General features: G+C 50.3%; 14 protein-coding genes. 13 read left to right on the forward strand and 1 reads right to left on the reverse strand.

Features of this window, described 5'->3' with window-relative positions; all coding sequences use genetic code 11:
- The first annotated feature begins 1 nt into the window (after window position 1).
- From ACM5Q9_RS06290 to ACM5Q9_RS06345, 12 genes are all read left to right on the forward strand, one after another.
- Entirely contained in the window at window positions 2-2,872 is a 2,871-nt protein-coding gene (locus tag ACM5Q9_RS06290; protein ID WP_418143876.1) for a 2-oxoglutarate dehydrogenase E1 component, read from the forward strand.
- Between the two features lie 30 nt (window positions 2,873-2,902).
- Complete coding sequence (gene odhB, locus ACM5Q9_RS06295; protein ID WP_418143877.1) at window positions 2,903-4,108, forward strand: 2-oxoglutarate dehydrogenase complex dihydrolipoyllysine-residue succinyltransferase; 1,206 nt, start codon at window positions 2,903-2,905, stop codon at window positions 4,106-4,108.
- A 92-nt stretch (window positions 4,109-4,200) separates the two neighbouring features.
- The gene (gene lpdA / locus ACM5Q9_RS06300) at window positions 4,201-5,631 is read left to right on the forward strand and encodes a dihydrolipoyl dehydrogenase (protein ID WP_418143878.1); all 1,431 of its coding nucleotides are present in this window, start codon (window positions 4,201-4,203) and stop codon (window positions 5,629-5,631) included.
- Between the two features lie 130 nt (window positions 5,632-5,761).
- Complete coding sequence (gene zapE / locus ACM5Q9_RS06305) at window positions 5,762-6,853, forward strand: cell division protein ZapE (protein WP_418143879.1); 1,092 nt, start codon at window positions 5,762-5,764, stop codon at window positions 6,851-6,853.
- A gap of 17 nt (window positions 6,854-6,870) precedes the next feature.
- On the forward strand, window positions 6,871-8,235 hold the full coding sequence (locus ACM5Q9_RS06310) for a tryptophan--tRNA ligase (RefSeq protein ID WP_418143880.1): 1,365 nt from the start codon (window positions 6,871-6,873) through the stop codon (window positions 8,233-8,235).
- Window positions 8,236-8,247: 12 nt separating this feature from the next.
- Complete coding sequence (gene ddpX / locus ACM5Q9_RS06315; protein ID WP_418143881.1) at window positions 8,248-8,799, forward strand: D-alanyl-D-alanine dipeptidase; 552 nt, start codon at window positions 8,248-8,250, stop codon at window positions 8,797-8,799.
- 132 nt (window positions 8,800-8,931) lie between these two features.
- Window positions 8,932-10,479 carry an ABC transporter substrate-binding protein gene (locus tag ACM5Q9_RS06320; protein WP_418143882.1) on the forward strand — a complete coding sequence of 516 codons (1,548 nt, stop codon included), beginning with the start codon at window positions 8,932-8,934 and terminating at the stop codon, window positions 10,477-10,479.
- Window positions 10,480-10,550: 71 nt separating this feature from the next.
- A complete protein-coding gene (locus ACM5Q9_RS06325; RefSeq protein WP_418143883.1) occupies window positions 10,551-11,567 on the forward strand; it encodes an ABC transporter permease in 1,017 nt (338 codons plus the stop codon).
- Entirely contained in the window at window positions 11,567-12,433 is an 867-nt protein-coding gene (gene ddpC / locus ACM5Q9_RS06330; RefSeq protein WP_418143884.1) for a D,D-dipeptide ABC transporter permease, read from the forward strand. Before ACM5Q9_RS06325 ends, ddpC begins: the two co-directional genes overlap by 1 nt.
- Window positions 12,433-13,458, forward strand: a complete 1,026-nt coding sequence (locus ACM5Q9_RS06335) for an ABC transporter ATP-binding protein (RefSeq protein WP_418143885.1) — start codon at window positions 12,433-12,435, stop codon at window positions 13,456-13,458. Before ddpC ends, ACM5Q9_RS06335 begins: the two co-directional genes overlap by 1 nt.
- Window positions 13,442-14,437 (forward strand): ABC transporter ATP-binding protein, encoded by a 996-nt coding sequence (locus ACM5Q9_RS06340; protein WP_418143886.1) that lies wholly within the window; start codon window positions 13,442-13,444, stop codon window positions 14,435-14,437. The genes ACM5Q9_RS06335 and ACM5Q9_RS06340 overlap by 17 nt, the downstream gene beginning before the upstream one ends.
- On the forward strand, window positions 14,394-16,202 hold the full coding sequence (locus ACM5Q9_RS06345) for an ABCB family ABC transporter ATP-binding protein/permease (RefSeq protein ID WP_418143887.1): 1,809 nt from the start codon (window positions 14,394-14,396) through the stop codon (window positions 16,200-16,202). The genes ACM5Q9_RS06340 and ACM5Q9_RS06345 overlap by 44 nt, the downstream gene beginning before the upstream one ends.
- Window positions 16,203-16,322: 120 nt before the next feature.
- Here the strand turns inward: ACM5Q9_RS06345 and ACM5Q9_RS06350 are convergent, their stop codons facing one another.
- Window positions 16,323-18,683: a Tex family protein gene (locus ACM5Q9_RS06350; protein WP_418143888.1), complete on the reverse strand. Its 2,361-nt coding sequence runs from the start codon at window positions 18,681-18,683 to the stop codon at window positions 16,323-16,325.
- Window positions 18,684-18,899: 216 nt separating this feature from the next.
- On the opposite strand from ACM5Q9_RS06350, the gene ACM5Q9_RS06355 reads away from it, so the two are divergent.
- The gene (locus ACM5Q9_RS06355; RefSeq protein ID WP_418143889.1) at window positions 18,900-20,942 is read left to right on the forward strand and encodes an ATP-dependent DNA helicase; all 2,043 of its coding nucleotides are present in this window, start codon (window positions 18,900-18,902) and stop codon (window positions 20,940-20,942) included.
- Window positions 20,943-20,991 lie beyond the last annotated feature (49 nt).

A 20,991-nucleotide genomic window follows, 5' to 3' on the forward strand; every position in this document is an offset into this window, starting at 1 on the left:
TATGACTACGGAAATTGAAAAGAAATCCACATCTTATTTATTCGGCAGCAATGCCCCATATGTCGAAGAGCTCTATGAAGCTTATCTAGACAATCCTGATTCAGCACCAGAAGAATGGCGTGCTTATTTTGATCAGTTGCAGAATTTGCCTGCAACCGATGGTTCTACAGGAACCCGTGATCAAAATCACAGCTCTGTCATTACTTCATTTGCCCAACGCGCCAAAGCCAATGCTTTTGTGGTTCAGCAAATTGCCCCACCTAACCTTGAAGTCGCCAGCAAGCAACTGCATGTACAGTCTCTTATTGCCGCTTATCGCTCATTAGGTGTACGTCTGGCAGCGCTAGATCCCCTGAAACGTAGTGAACGTCCTTCAATTCCGGAACTCGATCCTGCTTTTTACGGTCTGACTGAAGCCGACCTTGATGAAGTGTATTCTGCAACGAATACCTATTTCACCAAGAAAACCACCATGACCCTGCGTGAAATCCTCAATGCCCTGCGCGATACTTACTGCCGCAGCATTGGTGCCGAATTCATGCACATGTCAGACCCTAAAGCCAAGCGCTGGGTACAAGAGCGTCTTGAAAGCATCCAAAGCAATCCCAACTTCGACGCTAACCAGAAAAAACGCATTCTGCAGCAACTGACCGAAGCCGAAGGCCTGGAACGTTTCCTGCACACCAAATATGTGGGTCAGAAGCGTTTCTCCCTGGAAGGCGGTGAAAGCTTTATCGCTTCCATGGACGAAATCGTTAACCACGGAGCAGATCGTGGCATACATGAAATCGTGGTTGGCATGGCCCACCGTGGTCGCCTGAACATGCTGGTTAACATCATGGGTAAAATGCCCGGTGACCTGTTTGCCGAATTTGAAGGCAAGCACGCAGAAGGTCTTACCGATGGTGACGTGAAATACCATAATGGTTTCTCTAGCGACCTGTCTACACGTAGCGGTCCGGTTCACCTTTCATTGGCATTTAACCCGTCTCATCTTGAAATCGTCAATCCGGTTGTCGAAGGTAGTGCACGTGCACGCCAGGAACGCCGTGAAAATGGCAAGCAACAGGTTTTACCGGTTCTGGTACACGGTGACTCGGCTTTTGCCGGCCAGGGCGTTGTCATGGAAACCCTGAACCTTGCCCAAACCCGTGGTTACGGTACCGGTGGTACGGTTCATATTGTTATTAACAACCAAATCGGCTTTACAACTTCTGATCCACGCGACGTACGTTCAACCCTGTATTGTACCGATGTTGTGAAAATGATCGAAGCACCGGTTTTCCACGTAAACGGTGATGATCCTGAAGCGGTTGCTTTCGTGTCACAGTTGGCTGTTGATTACCGCATGGAATTTGGTCATGATGTCGTGATTGATATCATCTGCTTCCGTAAACTGGGTCACAACGAACAGGATACGCCAGCCCTGACACAGCCTTTGATGTACAAAAGCATCAGCGTTCACCCCGGTACACGCAAACTGTACGGTGACAAACTGGTTGCCCAAGGCGTGCTGGATGCAGACGGCCCAGACCAAATGGTCAAAGAATACCGTCAGCTGATGGAAGACGGCCAGAAAACCGTCGAGCCAGTACTGACAGACTACAAAAACAAATACTCGATTGACTGGACACCGTTCCTGGGCGCTAAATGGACAGATCACGCGGATACCGCTGTGCCATTAGCTGAGCTCAAGCGGATCGGTGAGAAAATCACCACTGTTCCAGAAAACTTTACGCCTCATAACCTAGTGAAAAAATTGCTGAATGACCGCCGTAATATGGCGGCTGGCGAGCAAAACCTTGACTGGGGTATGGGTGAGCACCTGGCATTTGCAACCCTGGTCGCTTCCGGTTATGCCGTACGCATTACCGGTCAAGACTCAGGTCGTGGTACTTTTACACACCGTCATGCTGTATTGCACGATCAAAAACGTGAGCGTTGGGATGATGGTACTTATATTCCATTGCAAAACGTTGCCGAAAACCAGGCACCTTTCACTGTTATCGACTCTGTCCTTTCTGAAGAGGCGGTATTAGGCTTCGAATATGGTTATGCGTGTTCAGAACCCAATACCTTGACCATTTGGGAAGCCCAGTTTGGTGACTTCGTTAATGGTGCACAGGTTGTGATTGACCAGTTTATTTCTTCCGGTGAAGCAAAATGGGGACGCCAGTGTGGCTTGACCATGATGTTGCCACACGGTTATGAAGGCCAAGGCCCAGAGCACTCATCTGCCCGTATCGAGCGCTTCCTGCAATTGTGTGCAGACAACAATATGCAAGTGGTGCAGCCTACTAATGCCGCACAAATTTTCCATTTGCTGCGTCGTCAGATGATTCGTCAGTTCCGTAAGCCTTTGGTGATCTTTACACCTAAATCATTACTGCGTAACAAAGACGCAACCTCTCCGTTAGCCGACTTGGCTACCGGTGAATTCCAGCCGGTCATCCCTGAAGTCAACGTCGATATCAAGGCTGATAAAGTCAAGCGCATTCTGGCTTGCTCCGGTAAAGTCTATTACGATCTGGTAAATGCACGTACCGAACGTGAAGCCGATGATGTTGCCATCATTCGCGTTGAACAGTTGTATCCGTTTGCCCATAAGGCATTTGAAGCGGAAATCAAGAAATATCCTAACGCCACAGAAGTTATCTGGGTCCAGGATGAACCTCAGAACCAAGGTCCATGGTTCTATATTCAGCATCATCTGTATGAGAACATGACTGCCGGTCAGAAATTGTCTTATGCAGGCCGCAATGCTTCTTCTTCTCCTGCTGTTGGCTATATGGCCAAACACGTGGAACAGCAAAAAGCACTTATTGAACAGGCATTTGCGCCGAAATTAAAAGGTTTTATCCTAACCAAGTAATTGGACTAACATATTTTACGGATTAAAAAAATGGCTATTATTAACGTTATCGTTCCCCAATTATCAGAATCAATTTCTGAAGCAACTCTGCTTGAATGGAAAAAGAAAGTTGGTGAAGCGGTTACCCAGGACGAAACCCTGATTGAAGTTGAAACCGATAAAGTAGTTCTTGAGGTTCCCGCACCAGCATCTGGTGTGATTGTTGAAATCGTTGAAGCTGACGGCAGCACTGTAACAGCAGAACAGCTGCTGGCTAAAATCGACACTGAAGCTACGGTTGGTGCAACTGCTGCGCCTGCAGCAGAAGCAGCTCCTGTTGTTGCCGCTGCAGCACCTGTGGCAGCAGAAAGCAAAACCGTTAGTGGTGTAGCTTCTCCTGCCGCAAGCAAAATCCTGTCTGAAAAAGGCATCAGCGCTGGTGATGTAGCCGGTTCTGGCCGTGACGGTCGCGTCACAAAAGCTGACGCTGTAGCTGCTTCCGCACCTGCAAAATCAGTGGCTGCGCCTGCTGTACCCCTGTCTGTTTCTTTGGATGGCCGTCCAGAACAGCGTGTACCAATGACACGCCTGCGTGCACGTGTTGCCGAGCGTCTGTTGCAATCTCAGTCTGAAAACGCAATTTTGACTACTTTCAACGAAGTCAACATGAAAGCGGTTATCGACCTGCGTAACAAATACAAAGATAAATTCGAGAAAGAACACGGCATCAAGCTGGGCTTTATGTCTTTCTTTGTAAAAGCAGCGGTTGCCGCGCTGAAAAAATATCCTGTCCTTAACGCTTCTGTTGATGGCAAAGATATCATCTATCACGGTTACTTCGATATTGGTATCGCAGTTGGCAGCCCACGTGGCCTGGTTGTACCTATTCTGCGCAATGCAGACCAAATGTCGATTGCCGACATCGAGAAAAAAATTGCCGAATTCGGTGCCAAGGCACGTGATGGCAAACTGACCCTCGATGAGCTGACTGGCGGTACATTCTCTATCTCCAACGGTGGTACATTCGGCTCTATGCTGTCCACACCTATTATCAACCCACCGCAGTCTGCGATTCTTGGCATTCATGCGACCAAAGATCGTGCAGTGGTTGAAAACGGTCAAATTGTTATCCGTCCAGTCAACTTCTTCGCCATGTCTTACGACCACCGTATTATCGACGGTCGTGAAGCCGTTCTTGGCTTGGTCGCGATGAAAGAAGCACTCGAAGATCCACAACGCCTGTTGCTTGATCTGTAATTAATACATACGGTATCACGCCCCCTTACGGGGCGTGATTCTTTATATGCACCTGGTGTGCATGCAAATGAATTAAATTAAAGAGAATTGTTATGTCTACTCAATTTGATGTGGTTGTTATTGGTGCCGGTCCTGGTGGATACATTGCAGCGATCCGTGCGGCGCAGTTAGGTAAAAAAGTGGCATGTATCGATGCCTGGACTGATGAAGCCGGCAATCCAAAACCAGGTGGTACATGTACCAACGTGGGTTGTATTCCTTCTAAAGCCCTGCTGCAGTCATCCGAACATTTTGAACAGGCCAACCACCATTTTGCCGAGCACGGCATTGAAGTGGGCAATGTCAAGTTGAAACTTGAGACCCTGATCGGTCGCAAAGATACGGTTGTCAAGCAAAACAACGATGGTATCCAGTTCCTCTTCAAAAAGAACAAAGTAACTTTCTTCTCTGGCAAAGGCGAATTTGCCGGTAAAGCCGCAGATGGCAGCTACAGCATTAAAGTGAGCGGCAAAAAAGAAGAAACCATTAGCGCCACGCACGTGATTGTGGCTACCGGTTCACAGCCTCGCGCATTGCCAGGCCTGGCCTTCGACGAAACACAGGTTCTGTCCAACGACGGTGCCCTGAACATTCCAGCCGTTCCTAAAAAACTGGGTGTAATTGGTGCGGGTGTTATTGGTCTTGAACTGGGCAGCGTATGGCGCCGTCTGGGTGCTGAAGTAGTTGTGCTTGAAGCCGCTCCCGACTTCCTGGCCGTATGTGATGCACAGGTTGCCAAAGAAGCACAAAAAGCATTTGCCAAACAAGGCCTGGTTATTGAAACCGGCGTGAAAATTGGTGAAATCAAGCAAACCGCTAAAGCAATCACCATTCCTTACACTACAGCCAAAGGTGAAGAGCAGTCATTAGTTGTAGACAAACTGATCGTTTCCATCGGTCGCGTTCCTTACACCACTGGCTTGAATACAGAAGCGGTTGGCCTGCAACTGGACGAACGTGGTTTCGTTGTGGTTGATGCTGATTGCAAAACCAACTTACCTAACGTATGGGCAGTGGGTGATGTGGTGCGTGGTCCAATGCTGGCTCACAAGGCTGAAGAAGAAGGTGTGGCAGTGGCTGAGCGTATTGCCGGTCAGCACGGTCATGTCAATTTCGACACGATTCCTTCTGTTATTTATACCGCTCCAGAAATTGCCTGGGTTGGTAAAACAGAGCAGGCGTTGAAAGCTGAAAAACGTGAAATCAAAGTGGGCAGTTTCCCATTTCTGGCCAACGGCCGTGCACGTGCGTTGGGCGATACAACCGGTTTTGTGAAAATCATTGCAGACGCCAAGACCGATGAAGTCCTGGGCGTTCATATTATTGGCCCATCAGCTTCTGAACTTATCGCAGAAGCAGTAACCATTATGGAATTCAAGGGTGCGGCCGAAGATATCGCCCGTATCTGCCATGCACACCCAACTTTGTCTGAAGCAATGAAAGAAGCAGCCCTTGCGGTTGATAAACGTGCATTGAATTTCTAATCAAGTTGGTACTGTTTTAAGTTTTGCTTGAAATAGCAGGCCTGCGGCTCGTGGTTGGTGTTCCCGGAACAGCCAATCCGGCGGCAGGCCTTTTTTAATATAATGAATATTTAAACTTGAATTTATTGTCATGAATGTTTTGCAGTATTATGAAAAAGCACTGGGTGAACGCGGTTACAAGGCAGATGCGGCACAGCAGAAGGCAATCCGTCGCTTGCAGAAGTATTATGATGATTGGATCGCCTTCAAGGAACAGCGCTCAAGCAGGCTTAAAAAACTGTTCAATCGTCCACAGATTCCCAAGGGTGTATACATGTGGGGAGGGGTTGGGCGTGGCAAAAGCTTTTTAATGGATTCGTTTTACCTGACCGTTCCGGTCAAGCGCAAAACCAGGATTCACTTTCATGAATTCATGCGTGGCGTACATCTGCAGTTGCAGCAAATAAAGGGTACGCAAGATCCGTTAGATGAAGTGGCACGACGCATTGCCAAAAAATATCGCCTGATCTGCTTTGATGAATTCCACGTTTCGGATATTGCCGATGCAATGATTTTGTATCGTTTGCTGCTTAAACTGTTTGAACATGGCACATCTTTTGTGATGACTTCCAACTACGAGCCATCCACCTTATACCCGGATGGCTTGCATCGGGATCGTATCCTGCCTGCCATCAAGCTGATCCAGGATCGAATGGATGTCTTGAACGTGGATACCGGCGTGGATTACCGCCTGCGTACGCTTGAGCAGGTAAAGATGTACCATACACCGCTGACTGCACAAACCCGTCAGGAATTGCAGGAGGCGTTTGAACAACTCTCTGACTCGACCAATCAGGACCCGGTATTGCACATAGAAAACCGTGAAATCCGTGCCGAAGCCCTGGGTGGATCGGTGGTGTGGTTCTCTTTTGCTACATTGTGTGGCGGTCCACGCTCGCAAAATGACTACCTGGAACTGGCGAGTCGTTTTCATACGATTATTTTATCTGACGTACCTAGAATGCGTCCCAAGCATGCCTCCGAGGCCCGCCGTTTTACCTGGCTGATAGACGTTTTATATGACCATAAGGTCAAGCTGATCATGTCAGCCGAGTGTGAGCCAGATGAGTTATATACCGAAGGTACGTTGTCCAATGAGTTCCATCGTACGGTTTCACGTATCATGGAAATGCAATCGAAAGAATATCTTGAGTCTGAACGAAGGGAATCGGTCAGTCTGTAAATTGGGAATTGAAATTCATGAGTAAAAACACAAGAGTGCTAACCGGTATCACCACTTCTGGCACCCCCCATCTGGGTAACTATGCAGGTGCCATCCGGCCTGCCATTAATGCCAGCCGTGAAGACAATGTAGATGCCTTCTTTTTTCTGGCTGACTACCACGCCCTGATTAAATGTGATGATCCATTGCGCGTGGCACGCTCACGCCTTGAAATCGCCGCTACCTGGCTGGCTGCCGGCCTGGACACAAGCCGGGTTACGTTTTACCGCCAGTCGGATATTCCCGAGATACCCGAGCTCAGCTGGATTCTAACCTGCCTTACCCCCAAGGGTTTGATGAATCGTGCCCATGCCTACAAGGCATCGGTAGACCAGAATGTGGCCAAAAATGTAGAACCCGACGACGGGGTCAATATGGGCTTGTTCTCATATCCGATCCTGATGGCGGCTGATATCCTCATGTTTAATGCCAATAAGGTTCCGGTAGGACGTGACCAGATCCAGCATCTGGAAATGGCCCGTGACATTGCCCAGCGCTTTAATCACCAGTATGGGGCAGGGCGCGATTATTTCACTTTGCCCGAAGTCCATATCGAAGAAGAAGTGGCGACCTTGCCGGGACTGGACGGCAGAAAAATGTCCAAAAGTTATAACAATACCATTCCTTTGTTTGAAGGTACCGGCAAGCAGTTGAAGGCAGCTATTGCCCGTATCCAGACTGACTCCCGCTTGCCCGGCGAGCCCAAAGATCCTGATGAGTCCCACTTGTTCACGATTTATCGCGCTTTTGCCAGTCAGGAAGAAGCGGCTGCTTTCAGGCAGCAGTTGCTGGATGGCATGGGGTGGGGAGATGCCAAGCAGGCGTTGGGTGATTTGCTGGAAAATACCTTGGCCCCGATGCGTGAACGTTATAACGACTTGATGGCCAAACCCGACCAGATAGAAGAAATTTTGCAGGAAGGGGCCAAAAAAGCGCGTCGTGAAGCCACACCGTTCATGAATGAAATTCGCCAGGCGGTTGGGTTGCGTAATGCGGTCGCGGTAAAAGCCACGGTGAAAGAGCAGAAAAAAACCGCCAAGGCTGCCCGATTTGTCAGCTTCCGCGATGAAGAAGGGCGATTCCGTTTCCGCCTGATTGCTGCCAGCGGCCAAGAATTGTTGTTATCCGTGCCGTTTGAAAACCCGAAAGATGCCGGCTTGGTGACCAAGCGTCTGCAAACTGAAAATATCACTGGCTTGCTTGCCAAAAACGAACAGGCTTGCAATGTTGAGATTCATCTTGACGGTCAGCCGGTGGCTAGTGGTTTTTCTGCATCCAGCCAGGCTGAACTTGATGGTAATATCACTCTTCTGATTGAAGCCATTGAATCAATGAAAGCATAAAGAGGAAGAGACGTGGGCACAACAGCATTATCAATTATTACTGAACAGACGCATGGCGTGGTGATAGACCTGGTTTATGCCAGCCCCAATAATCTGGCCGGAAAAGTGGTTTACCAGAAAGCGGTTTGTGCCCTTCATCCTGATGCCGAAGCCTGTTTGCGCAAGGCCGCTAACTATGCCAGGCAGGCTGGCATGACCCTTAAGATTTTCGATGCTTTTCGTCCCGGCAAAGCCCAGGAAATTTTTTGGTCAGTCCTGTCGGATGCCCAATATGTGTCAGATCCGGCCCAAGGCTCAAACCATTCCCGTGGCGTAGCGCTTGATGTCACACTGTTAAATGCGCAGGGCCAGGAACTGGATATGGGTACCGGATTTGATGACATGCAAGAACACTCGCATCATGATCGCAATGACTTGCCGCTCGAAGTGCAAAGAAACCGTCTCTTGCTGCTGGGTATCATGCTGCATGCCGGGTTTATTAGCATCCCTTCCGAGTGGTGGCATTATGAGTTGCCCAACAGTCGTGCTTATCCCATGATTGAAAGCGATCTTGTCATCGTTTAATCCTTGGCTTGCAGCGCTATTTTCTTAAAGGAAATTTTTTTTACAATAATCGGGTAAACACTATTTCTAATTTAAATTAGTTTTGCTAAGATGTTCTGCGTTCAAGTCGATATTCATTGGGAGAATTCGCATATGTCAGGACATCGCATTTACAGAAAATTACTGTTAACGGTTTTTGCTTCGGCACTTGGGTTTTCCGTCGCCATGCCAGGCACAATGGCGGCAACGCCGAAAGACACCTTGGTGATTGCCAAGTCATCCGATCCGCAAACCCTGGATCCTGCCGTAACCATCGATAATAACGACTGGACAGTAACCTATCCAAGCTACCAGCATCTGGTCAAATATAAAAAAGGCTCTACTAACGTGGAAGGCGATCTGGCTGACAGCTGGACGGCCTCTGACGATAACCTGACATGGACATTCAAGCTTAAGCCTGGGCAAAAATTTGCCGATGGCAGCGATGTAAACGCTGATGCGGTCAAATATACGTTTGATCGCTTATTACGTATCAAACAGGGGCCTTCAGAGCCTTTTCCGGCCATGCAAACCAGTGTGAAAGATCCGCTTACGGTTGAATTCAAGCTGGAAACCCCTTTTGCGCCTTTCCTTTATATTCTGGCCAATAACGGGGCGGGCATTGTTAATCCGGCCGTAGAAAAAGCCGAGGGAGGCGCTGACAAGTTCCTGGCCGGCAATACCGCTGGCTCAGGTCCCTACCAAATGAGCAAGTGGGATAAGGGCCAATCCATCCAATTGGAACGCAACCCCCATTACGGCGGTGAAAAGCCTGTTCTGGACAAGGTACTTTTGAAAATCATCCCGGATGCATCTGCCCAGCGCCTGCAATTGCAAAACGGCGACCTGGATATTGTTGCCAAGCTGCCTGTCGACCAGATTGAGTCCTTGAAAAGCAAACCGGGTGTGCATTTTGAGAAGGTTCCTTCTTTATTGGTTACTTACCTATACCTGAACAATAAAACCGGACCACTTGCCAACCTGGATGCCCGCAAGGGAGTTTCCGCTGCCATTGATTACCAAGGTATTGTTGAAGGCGTGTTGAACAATCAGGGTAAACAACTTAAAGGTCCCATTCCTGATGGCATGTGGGCTTATGATGATTCCAATCCTGGTTTCAAACAGGACCTGGGGCTTGCCAAGGCAAGTTTTGCCAAGGCCAATTTGGGTAAAAAAGACCTCACGCTGCTGTATTCAAACCGTGATGCCAACTGGGAGCCCATCGCCCTGACGGTGCAGGCAAATTTGGCTGCCTTGGGTGTGAATGTCAAACTTGAAAAACTGGCTAATGCAACCATGCGCGACCGCTTGGGTAAAGGTGAGTTTGACATCGCCATTGGTAACTGGAGTCCCGACTTTGCCGATCCATACATGTTCATGAATTACTGGTTCGATTCTGAAAAAGCCGGTTTGCCTGGTAATCGCTCCTTTTATAGCAATCCTGAAGTAGATAAGCTGATCCGTAAAGCCGCTGAAATCAGCGATCAGGCCGAGCGTACCAAACTGTATCAACAAGCCCAGAAAATGGTACTGGACGATTTCGCCTATGCGTACCTCTTCCAGAAAAGTGAAGAAATTGGCTTGCGTGATAACGTGAAAGGCTTTGCTTATAATCCCATGCTTGATGACGTTTATAACGTGCAAGATATCAGCAAGGAATAATCGGGTTTTTAATTAACATTAACCGGCAAAAGCGCTCGTTTAACGGGCGCTTTTGCTGATGGATGCCGGGCATGTCGGTTTTTCAAATTATCTCCAAACGTCTTGTCGGCCTTGTTTTTGTCGTGCTGGGCGTGTCGGTCATTACCTTTATTGTTTCCCACCTGATTCCTGGCGATCCGGCCCGACTCATTGCGGGTGACCGGGCAAGCGATGCCATGGTCGACGCGATTCGTGAAAAACTGGGCCTGAATCTTCCCCTGTATGAACAGTACTGGCTCTACCTGAAAGGATTGCTACACGGGGATCTGGGGACCTCGATCCGCACCGGTCGGCCAGTGTTGCAGGATTTGCTGGCATTTTTTCCGGCCACGATGGAACTGGCCGTGGTTTCCCTGATACTGGCCATATTAATTGGTGTGCCGCTAGGGGTATTGTCGGCGGTCTATAAAAACAAGTGGATCGACCAAATAGCCAGAACCATTTCTGTCATGGGTATTTCCATGCCGGCTTTCTGGCTGGGTTTGGGGTTAATCATCATTTTTTATGGACACCTGTCCTGGTTTCCGGCAGGCGGAAGATTAAGCCAAGGGGTGCCGGTTCCCCCATTTGTAACTGGTTTCTATCTGGTGGACTCACTGCTGGCAGGTGAGATGGCGACTTTTTTCAATGCGTTGTGGCATCTTGTGTTGCCCGCATTAACCTTAAGCTTTGTGCATCTTGGCGTGGTTGCACGGCAGATCCGTTCTTCCATGCTCGAGCAGTTAGGCGAAGATTATATTCGCACTGCCAAGGCTTATGGGCTACCGAAGTGGCAGGTTATTCTCAGGCATGCCTTGCCTAATGCCTTGATTCCTTCGGTAACGGTGCTGGGACTGGCCATGGGGGATTTGTTATATGGTGCCGTTCTGACAGAAACAGTGTTCGGTTGGCCAGGCATGGGGCTGTATGTGGTCAATTCCATCCAGGCACTGGATTTTCCGGCGGTCATGGGTTTTGCCGTGCTGGTTTCATTTGTGTATGTGTTGTTGAATCTGGTGGTGGATTTGCTTTACTTGATGATTGATCCACGCATTAAAGAGGTGGGTTAATGATGGCAATGGTTGCAGGCCTCAAAAACAGGGGTTCATATTTCTGGTATCAATTGCGGCGCAGTCCCATGACCATGGTGGGGTTGGGCATTATCATTTTTATGTGCCTGGCTGCATTGCTGGCACCGGTGTTGGCGCCTTATCATCCCGATGTTATTAATTTACGGGCCCGTTTGCAGCCTCCTTCAATGGCCCATTGGTTTGGCACCGATGAAGTAGGGCGGGATATTTTCAGTCGCGTCCTGTATGGTGGCCAGCAATCAATTGGCGTGGGTTTGTTTGTGGCTTTCGTGGCCAGCTTCATCGGCACAGTTATTGGCTGTTTTTCGGGTATTTTTGGCAAATGGGTAGATACCATCATCATGCGCATCATGGATGTCATGTTGTCTATTCCTTCTTTGGTGCTGACCATGGCCCTGGCCGCGGCTTTGGGGCCCAGCCTGTTCAATGCTATGCTGGCTATTACTCTGGTGCGCATTCCGTATTATGTCCGGCTTGCGCGGGGGCAAACACTGGGCATTCGTGAAATGGTGTATGTCAAAGCCGCGGAAACCTTCGGTGCCAGTCGCCGTCATATTGTGCAATGGCACGTTATCAGAAATGCCTTGCCACCAATTATTGTGCAAACCACGCTTGATATCGGCAATGCCATACTCATGGCGGCGGCATTGGGCTTTATCGGTTTAGGTGCACAACAGCCAACAGCTGAATGGGGTGCCATGGTTTCTGCCGGTCGTAACTTTCTTATTGACCAGTGGTGGTATTCCACCTTTCCTGGCCTGGCCATTTTAATAACGGCCATTGGCTTTAATTTGTTGGGTGATGGGGTGCGCGATATGCTGGATCCCAAACAGAAGGTGAAGTAATGCAAGACAATCATGCTGGCCAGACAGATGAACTGGTACTCAGTGTAGAAAATCTGCATATCGAGTTTCCCGTTTATAAAGGGGCAGTCAAGGCCCTGAATGGGGTCAACCTGCAGGTGGCTGCCGGTGAGATTGTTGGCCTGGTCGGTGAATCAGGGTCGGGAAAATCGGTTTGTGCCATGATGGGCATGCGCTTGATTCCGTCTGACAGCTACCGGGTAACCCGTGGCACCATAAGGCAGTCGGGCAAAGATGTCCTGAAAATGACTGAAAAAGAAATGCGGTCTATTCGCGGCAGTGAGGTTTCCATGATTTTTCAGGAACCTATGACCGCCCTGAATCCTGTCATGAAGGTGGGCAAGCAAATCATCAATGTGATTTTGCAGCATCAACCCATCAGCAAGGCCAAGGCCAGGGAAAAAACCCTGGGCCTGCTGCGGGATATGTATATTGCCGATCCCGAGCGGGTGTTTGACAGTTATCCGTTTGAACTATCTGGGGGCATGCGCCAGCGCATCATGATTGCTTTGGCATTTTCCTGTGAACCCAAGCTGTTGATTGCCGATGAGCCGACCACCGCGCTGGATGTGACGGTGCAAAAGCAGGTCTTGCTGTTGCTCAGGGAGCGTGCCCGTCAAACCGGCACGGCCATTTTGCTGATCACCCATGATATGGCGGTGGTCTCGCAGTTTTGTCAGCGGGTGTATGTGATGTATGCCGGATCGGTCGTTGAGGACGGCTGGACCCGTGATGTGATGAGTCACCCGCAGCATCCTTACACGCAAGGCTTGCTGGCTGGCTTGCCCGAAAATGTACAGCCAGGCGCCCCCCTGAAAACCATTGGCGGGCAGGTGCCCGATCTGGCACAGTTGCCCGCTTGCTGTTCATTCATGAACCGCTGCGAACGCAAGGAATATATTTGCCGCAATGTCCCTGATTTATTACCGTTAACGTCAGATCCATCCCACAAGGTTGCCTGTTGGATTGTGCAGGAAGAGGATAAACGCAATGCCAAATACAAATAACCGCCTGGTTTCCCTGAACGATGTCCATGTTCATTTTACGGTGCAAAAAAACTGGCTGGGTCAGGTCAAGTCAACCGCGCATGTCCTGAACGGCATAGACTTGCACGCCAACGCAGGAGAAACCCTGGGTATTGTGGGCGAGTCGGGTTGTGGCAAAAGCACCTTGGCACAGGTGTTGATGGGCCTGTTGCCGCCTACCCGGGGTAGTGTAAGCTGGCATACTGCGGGTGCCAAACCCAATATCCAGATTGTGTTCCAGGATCCGCAGTCTTCACTTGATCCGCGTTTGCCTGTCTGGAAAGTCATTACTGAGCCAATTCATATCAATGGTGGTCATTCCCGGGCGCAATTGCGTAAAATAGCAGCGGATCTTGCCGTGCAGGTGGGATTACGTGAAGAATACCTGGACCGTTTTCCACATGAATTTTCAGGTGGGCAGCGTCAGCGGATAGCCATTGCACGAGCCCTGGCTCCCAATCCTGATATTATTGTGCTGGATGAACCCACCTCGGCGCTGGATATTTCGGTCCAGGCACAAATACTGAATTTGCTTAACGATTTGCAAAAAGCAAGGAATCTAAGCTATATCCTGATTTCCCATAATGTTTCTGTTATAAAGCATATGAGCAAAAGGATTGCGGTCATGTACCTGGGGCAAATTGTTGAGCTGGGTTCTACAGCTGAAGTTTTGCAAAAGCCGGCCCATCCCTATACCCGGCTTTTGCTTGATGCCGTACCTGACATGACGGGCAGCCTGACCATGAACGGTCCGGTCGATTTGCCCGAATTGCCAGGTAACCGGCATTTGCCCAGTGGTTGTTTTTTTTATGACCGTTGTCATTACCGGGATGAAAAGGGTTGTCATCTTGCCCAGCCTTTGCGCAGCGTTGCAGCGGAACAGGTAATAAGATGGGTCCGTTGTTACAAGAACATATATGAGAATTCAATCAGAGCAGAATCCACCGAAATCGGCGTCTAATAAAGTCAGTTTTGGCGTTATATTATCCCTCTTACCTTATGTCTGGCAATTCAAATGGCGTGTTGGCCTTGCCCTGTTGTGCCTGGTTCTGGCCAAAGTAGCCAGCGTAGTCTTGCCGATTTTCCTGAAAGATATTGTTGATCAGCTCAGTATGCCAACGAATGCGCTGGTTTTGCCAGTGGCTGCCCTGTTGGCTTACGGTTTTGCGCGTATTTCCAGCAGTCTTTTTGGCGAACTCAGGGATGCCCTGTTTGCCAAGGTCACACAGGGTTCCATTCGTAAAATAGCCAAAAACATTTTTGAGCATTTGTTTGGCCTGTCTATGCGGTTTCACCTGCTTCGTCAAACCGGTGGTCTTAGCAGGGATATAGACCGGGGCACCAAGGGCATTGGCTTTGTATTGAATTTTACCCTGTTCAATATTTTGCCCACCTTGCTGGAATTGACCATGGTCATGGGTATCTTGCTATGGCGCTATGACATCTGGTTTGCAGGGGTAACCATGCTAACGATTGTTGCCTATATTTTGTTTACCCTTGCCGTAACTGAAAAACGCATGGTCATGCGACGTCGCATGAATAGCTTGGACAGCATGGCCAATACTCAGGCGATTGATGCTCTGATCAATTATGAAACCGTTAAATATTTTAATAACGAAGCTTATGAGATTAACCGCTACGATGAGAACCTGGGTAAATGGGTTGAATCATCAGTCAAGAATCAGGTCTCGTTGAATTTCCTGAATGCCGGCCAGGGTGTGATTATTACCGTCGGGATTACCGTTTTGCTGTGGATGTCGGCAGACCGGGTCGTTCAGGGAAGCATGACCGTTGGAGATGTTGTGCTGGTATCGGCCTACCTTACCCAGTTGTACGCTCCCCTGAATTTTCTGGGTTTCATCTACCGTGAAATTAAGAACTCATTGTCTGATATGGAGCGCATGTTTGGGCTGATGGATGAGCAGCAGGAAATCAAGGATGACAAAGATGCCATTGTGTTAAATACTCGGCAGGCAGAAATCGAGTTTAAGGATGTGGGTTTTTCTTATGAAAGCGAACGGCAGATTCTTCACAATGTGTCTTTCAAGGTAGGGGCCGGAGAAACGGTTGCCGTGGTAGGAACGTCCGGCGCCGGCAAGTCAACCTTGTCTCGCCTGCTGTTCCGTTTTTATGATGTCGGTTCGGGAAGTATCCTGATCAATGGCAGGGATATCCGCTCCTATACCCAGTTAAGCCTGCGCCAGCATATTGGGATTGTGCCCCAGGATACGGTATTGTTCAATAATTCGATTTATTACAACATTGCCTATGGCCGTCCTTCCGCTTCGCACGAAGAGGTCATAGAGGCGGCCAAGTCTGCCAGTATCCATCAGTTTGTGACCAGCTTGCCAGATGGCTATGAATCACAGGTGGGCGAGCGGGGCCTGAAGCTGTCCGGCGGTGAAAAGCAAAGGGTGGCCATTGCACGTACCATTTTAAAAGATCCACCGATCCTGGTGCTGGATGAAGCCACCAGCGCGTTGGATACCCGTACCGAGCGCAAGATCCAGGATGAACTATTCCAGATTGCCAAGAACCGGACCACCCTTATTATTGCTCATCGGCTTTCTACCATTGTAGATGCTGACCGGATTATCGTGATGGATCAGGGCAGAATCATGGAGCAGGGCACACATAGCGAACTGCTAGAGAAAAATGCCATTTATGCCCGCATGTGGGCCATGCAGTTTCAGGCATCTGAAGTGGTGGACGCCCCGGAATCCTGATTTTCATTGTCAAGCTATTGTTTTCAGGCTTATAGGCAATATAGGCAAATGCCCCGAATCGCTTCGGGGCATTTTTTTGTGCTACTTTAGTTGGCCGATATGGCCCGGGACAATGCCAGCCTAGCGCTTGAGTTTGGCAAAGGCGGCTGCCATGGCATTGTTGGCAGGCGGTTTGCTGTCTGCCGCTTGTTGACGGTTCTGGCCACGAGGGCGATTGCCAGCCGCAGCACCGGCATTACTGCGGCTAACCGGCAGGCTCTCGTCATTCAGTCGCATGGTCAGGGCAATCCGTTTGCGTTGCGCGTCTACTTCCTGAACCTTGACTTGTACCGTTTGTCCAACCCGCACTACATCACGTGGGTCTTTGACAAACTTGTCAGCCAGGGCTGAAATATGCACCAGGCCATCCTGATGCACGCCAATATCGACAAAAGCCCCAAAATTGGCCACGTTGGTAACAACCCCTTCCAGAATCATGCCGGGCAGCAGGTCATTAATGGTTTCAATACCTTCCTTGAAGGTAGCAGTCTTGAATTCGGGGCGTGGGTCACGGCCCGGTTTTTCAAGTTCGCTGAAAATATCCTTGACGGTTGGCAAACCGAAACGCTCATCGGTAAAATCGGCCGGTGAGACGCCCTTCAAGGCATCTTTTTTGCCGATGATGGATTTGACATCAGCCTGGATTTTGTCCAGGATACGCGCGACTACCGGGTAGGCTTCAGGGTGCACTGAAGAAGCATCCAGCGGATTGTCACCATTGGGGACGCGCAGAAAGCCGGCGGCCTGTTCAAAAGCCTTGGCTCCAAAACGCGAAACATTCATCAAGGCGGTACGATTGGGGAAGGCGCCGTTTTGGTCACGCCATTCGACAATATTTTTGGCCAGGGTGGCATTGAGTCCCGATACCCGGGTAAGCAGGGGAGCAGAGGCCGTATTGACATCAACCCCCACCGCGTTCACGCAATCTTCAATCACGGCATCAAGCGAGCGGGCCAGTTCGCGTTGGTTCACATCGTGCTGGTATTGCCCAACCCCGATGGCCTTGGGTTCAATCTTGACCAGTTCAGCCAGGGGGTCTTGCAGGCGACGGGCAATCGAAACGGCACCGCGCAGGCTGACATCCAGCTCGGGAAATTCTTTGGCGGCCAGTTCAGAGGCCGAGTAAACCGAGGCTCCGGCTTCGGATACCACGATTTTTTTGACATCGGGGTTGGGGAAAGCCTGCAGCATGTCGGCCACCAGCTTTTCGGTTTCGCGTGAAGCGGTTCCGTTGCCAATGGCAATTAACTGGATCTTGTGGCGGGCAATTAAAGCGGCCAGGGTACGGATGGAACCTTCGCGGTCGCGGCGTGGTTCAAACGGGTAGATGGTGGCGGTATCCAACAGCTTTCCGGTTGGGTCGATGGCGGCTACCTTGACACCGGTACGAATGCCCGGGTCCAGCCCAAGCACCGATTTTGGTCCGGCCGGTGCGGCCAGCAGCAGGTCTTTCAGGTTGGCGGCAAACACCTTGATGGCTTCTTCTTCGGCCTGCTCACGCAACTTGCCAATCATTTCAGATTCAAAGGCGGTTAACAGTTTGACCCGCCATGTCCAGCGGGAAACTTCGGCCAGCCATTTGCCACGTGCACTGGCATCAATCGTGTAATCGGCATCCAGTTGCAGGAAGTCGCTGATGCGGACGACGCAAGGATGGGGTACCAGGGCATCCTGTTCTTCATTCAGGCCAATGCGCAAATCAAGCATGCCTTGTTGGCGTCCGCGCAACAAAGCCAGAATTCGGTGTGAGGGCAGGGTTTTAACCGGCTCTTTGAAATCGAACCAGTCGCGGAAATTGTCACCCTCGCTCTCTTTACCTTCCACCACCTTGGAGTAGAGCCAGCCCTGGTTCCACAAATGCTCGCGCATGTCGGCCAGCAAGTCGGCGTTTTCTGCAAATCGTTCTGCCAGAATGTCACGCGCGCCATCAAGGGCGGCTTTGCCATCCTTGATATTTAATTCCGGGTTGAGGTATTGTTCGGCAAGTTCGGCAGGTACCGCATTTTTATTGGCCAGGATCTCATCGGCCAGGGGCTCAAGGCCAGCTTCGCGGGCAATCTGGGCACGGGTGCGGCGTTTGGGCTTGAAGGGGGCGTAAAGGTCTTCAAGGCGTTGCTTGGTATCGGCCGCAGCAATTGCCGCTTCCAGTTCCGGGGTCAATTTGCCCTGCTGGCCGATAGACTCGACAATCGCCAGGCGACGGGTTTCCAGTTCCCGTACATACAAAAGACGGACTTCAAGATTACGCAAAACGGTATCGTCAAGGCCACCGGTGACCTCTTTGCGGTAACGGGCGATAAAGGGAACCGTGGCGCCTTCATCAAGCAGTGAAACCGTAGCGGCAATTTGTGCCGGACGTACGTTCAGCTCCTGGGCCAGTAGCGTAATAATGCGTTGTTCATCAATGCCTGTGGCAGTTTCGGTACTTGGTGTTTCGGACATGTCTGCTTAAAAAAGTTAAAAACGAACTGTAAATTGTGCCATAAGCAGCAGGCTTGTGGTGAGGGGGCTAGCCATATCGGTTAATTTGTCTGGGTGATTGGCGGTTGGTGCCGGATTATTTCATCCTGTTCCTGCTGATAAGGGCCGCAGCTTCGCTACTATCATTAAAATAGCGTATGGGCGGATTGCCTTCATTTTTAGTTGTTTGGAAAGCGTGTGCGAGTTCTTGATTTTGATATTTCCGATTGGTTCCTGCAAGAGGGGCCTTTTGCCGGTGCCATTCCGGGTTACAAGGTGCGTGATGCACAAATTCAGCTTGCGCAGGCTATTGATGACACCATACAGTCCAAATCGGTGTTGGTGGCTGAAGCCGGCACCGGTACCGGCAAAACCTGGGCTTATCTGGTGCCGGCGTTTTTATCAGGGGGCAAGGTTATTGTTTCTACCGGGACCCGCACCCTGCAAGACCAGCTGTACACCAAAGATGTGCCGCGCCTGAAAAAAGTCATGGCTGTGCCGGTGCATGTTGCCCTGCTCAAGGGACGCAGCAACTACGTCTGCCATTACCATTTAAGCCGGATGGAGCAGGACGACCGCTCCCTGCGTTCAAAAGAGGAGGTGGTGCAGCTTCGGTATATCCGCCAGTTTGCCGACCGCAGCCATACGGGTGATAAAACCGATTGCGCACAGGTTCCCGAAGATGCCGATATCTGGGGCCGGGCCACTTCCACCCGCGAGAACTGCCTGAACCAGGATTGTCCTTTCGTGAAAGACTGTTTCTTGCTGAAAGCAAGGCGCAATGCGCAGGAAGCCGATGTCGTGGTGATCAATCATGCATTGTTTTTTGCTGACCTGGTCTTAAAAGAAGAAGGCATTGCCGATTTGCTGCCTGCTGCTGATACGGTTATTTTTGATGAGGCGCACCAGTTGCCTGATGTGGCAACCCGCTTCATGGGTGATACCGTTTCCACTTCGCAAATCATGGATTTCCTGAAAACCACCGAAGTGGCCTGCCTGGCCCAGGCGCGAGATTCGGCGCGTTGGAGCGAGGCGTGCAAGAAAGTTGAATATTACGTAAAAGATTTGCGCCTCGTGGCTGCCGGTATCGATAAAATGCCCGGTAAAAGGGCAGCCTATGAGCAAATTCCCGAGCCGGAAAAGTTCAATGAAACCCTTGCCAATATGGAAGAGGAACTGGACAAGCTGGTTCGCATGCTGGTAGCGGTACAAGAGCGGCATCCCGACTTGATGGCCGCTGCTAAGAGTGGTGCGGAACTCAGGGCTAAAATTTACCGATGGACCCATGCCGCCTTACCCGAGCTGGATGCTGAACCTGTCCAGGAAGATGAAGAAGCAGCCACTGCACCGCAAAAAAAACGCCAGCAGGAAGTTCTGGTGCGATGGGTGGAGTTTGGCCTGCATCACTTGCGACTGAATTCGGCCCCTTTGTCGGTACATACCTTTGCCCGCTATAAGAAACCCGACCAGGCCTGGGTTTTTACTTCGGCCACACTTTCCGTATACAAAGACTTTTCCCATTTCACGCGTCAACTGGGTTTGTATAATGCCCGCACCGAGCGCTGGGAATCCCCCTTTAATTACAAAGACAAGGCATTGCTGTATGTGCCCAATCATTTGCCAGAAACCCAGTCCCCTGAATTTGCCCAGGCTTTTGTCGATACATTGCTGCCCCTGATCAAGGCCACGCCTGGCGGTGTACTGGTTTTATGCACCACCCTCAGGGCAGTGGATTATTTTGCCCATCTGCTGATCAAGGCTTTTGACAAGGAAGATATTGACCGTCCTGTGATGCGCCAAGGGGAAAGCACCCGCGGGCAACTTATCCAGCGATTCAGGCAGCATGCCAATGCCGTGCTGGTTGGTAGTGCCAGTTTTTGGGAAGGCGTGGATTTTCCGGGTGATATCCTCACTTTGGTGGCCATTGACAAACTTCCTTTTGCGCCACCGGATGATCCGGTTCTGGAAGCCCGGATCAAGGCCTGTCGCCAGGAAGGCGGTAATCCTTTCTTTGAATATCAAATTCCCGGTGCTGCCATTGCCCTCAAACAGGGGGCCGGGCGCCTGATCCGCACGGAAAGTGACTGGGGGGTATTAATGGTGGGAGACCGAAGGCTGGTTGAAAAGCCTTATGGAAAATTGCTTTGGCGGGGCTTGCCTTCTTTTAGCCGTACCCGCTATTTGGAAGAAGCGGTTGAGTTTTTTGCCAAGCCCGAACCACAGGCTGACGAGACTCAGTAAACCTGAAAGGCCTCCTCTGGGGGTCGAGTATCAAACAGCTTACGCCTTC

Source organism: Advenella sp. RU8, from assembly GCF_048381675.1.
GTDB lineage: Bacteria > Pseudomonadota > Gammaproteobacteria > Burkholderiales > Burkholderiaceae_B > Advenella.

Coding starts and splice junctions, on each gene's coding strand:
- ACM5Q9_RS06290 (WP_418143876.1), top strand. CDS start 2: ATGACTACGGAAATTGAAAAGAAATCCACATCTTATTTATTCGGCAGC.
- odhB (WP_418143877.1), top strand. CDS start 2,903: ATGGCTATTATTAACGTTATCGTTCCCCAATTATCAGAATCAATTTCT.
- lpdA (WP_418143878.1), top strand. CDS start 4,201: ATGTCTACTCAATTTGATGTGGTTGTTATTGGTGCCGGTCCTGGTGGA.
- zapE (WP_418143879.1), top strand. CDS start 5,762: ATGAATGTTTTGCAGTATTATGAAAAAGCACTGGGTGAACGCGGTTAC.
- ACM5Q9_RS06310 (WP_418143880.1), top strand. CDS start 6,871: ATGAGTAAAAACACAAGAGTGCTAACCGGTATCACCACTTCTGGCACC.
- ACM5Q9_RS06320 (WP_418143882.1), top strand. CDS start 8,932: ATGTCAGGACATCGCATTTACAGAAAATTACTGTTAACGGTTTTTGCT.
- ACM5Q9_RS06325 (WP_418143883.1), top strand. CDS start 10,551: ATGTCGGTTTTTCAAATTATCTCCAAACGTCTTGTCGGCCTTGTTTTT.
- ddpC (WP_418143884.1), top strand. CDS start 11,567: ATGATGGCAATGGTTGCAGGCCTCAAAAACAGGGGTTCATATTTCTGG.
- ACM5Q9_RS06335 (WP_418143885.1), top strand. CDS start 12,433: ATGCAAGACAATCATGCTGGCCAGACAGATGAACTGGTACTCAGTGTA.
- ACM5Q9_RS06340 (WP_418143886.1), top strand. CDS start 13,442: ATGCCAAATACAAATAACCGCCTGGTTTCCCTGAACGATGTCCATGTT.
- ACM5Q9_RS06345 (WP_418143887.1), top strand. CDS start 14,394: ATGAGAATTCAATCAGAGCAGAATCCACCGAAATCGGCGTCTAATAAA.
- ACM5Q9_RS06350 (WP_418143888.1), bottom strand. CDS start 18,683: ATGTCCGAAACACCAAGTACCGAAACTGCCACAGGCATTGATGAACAA.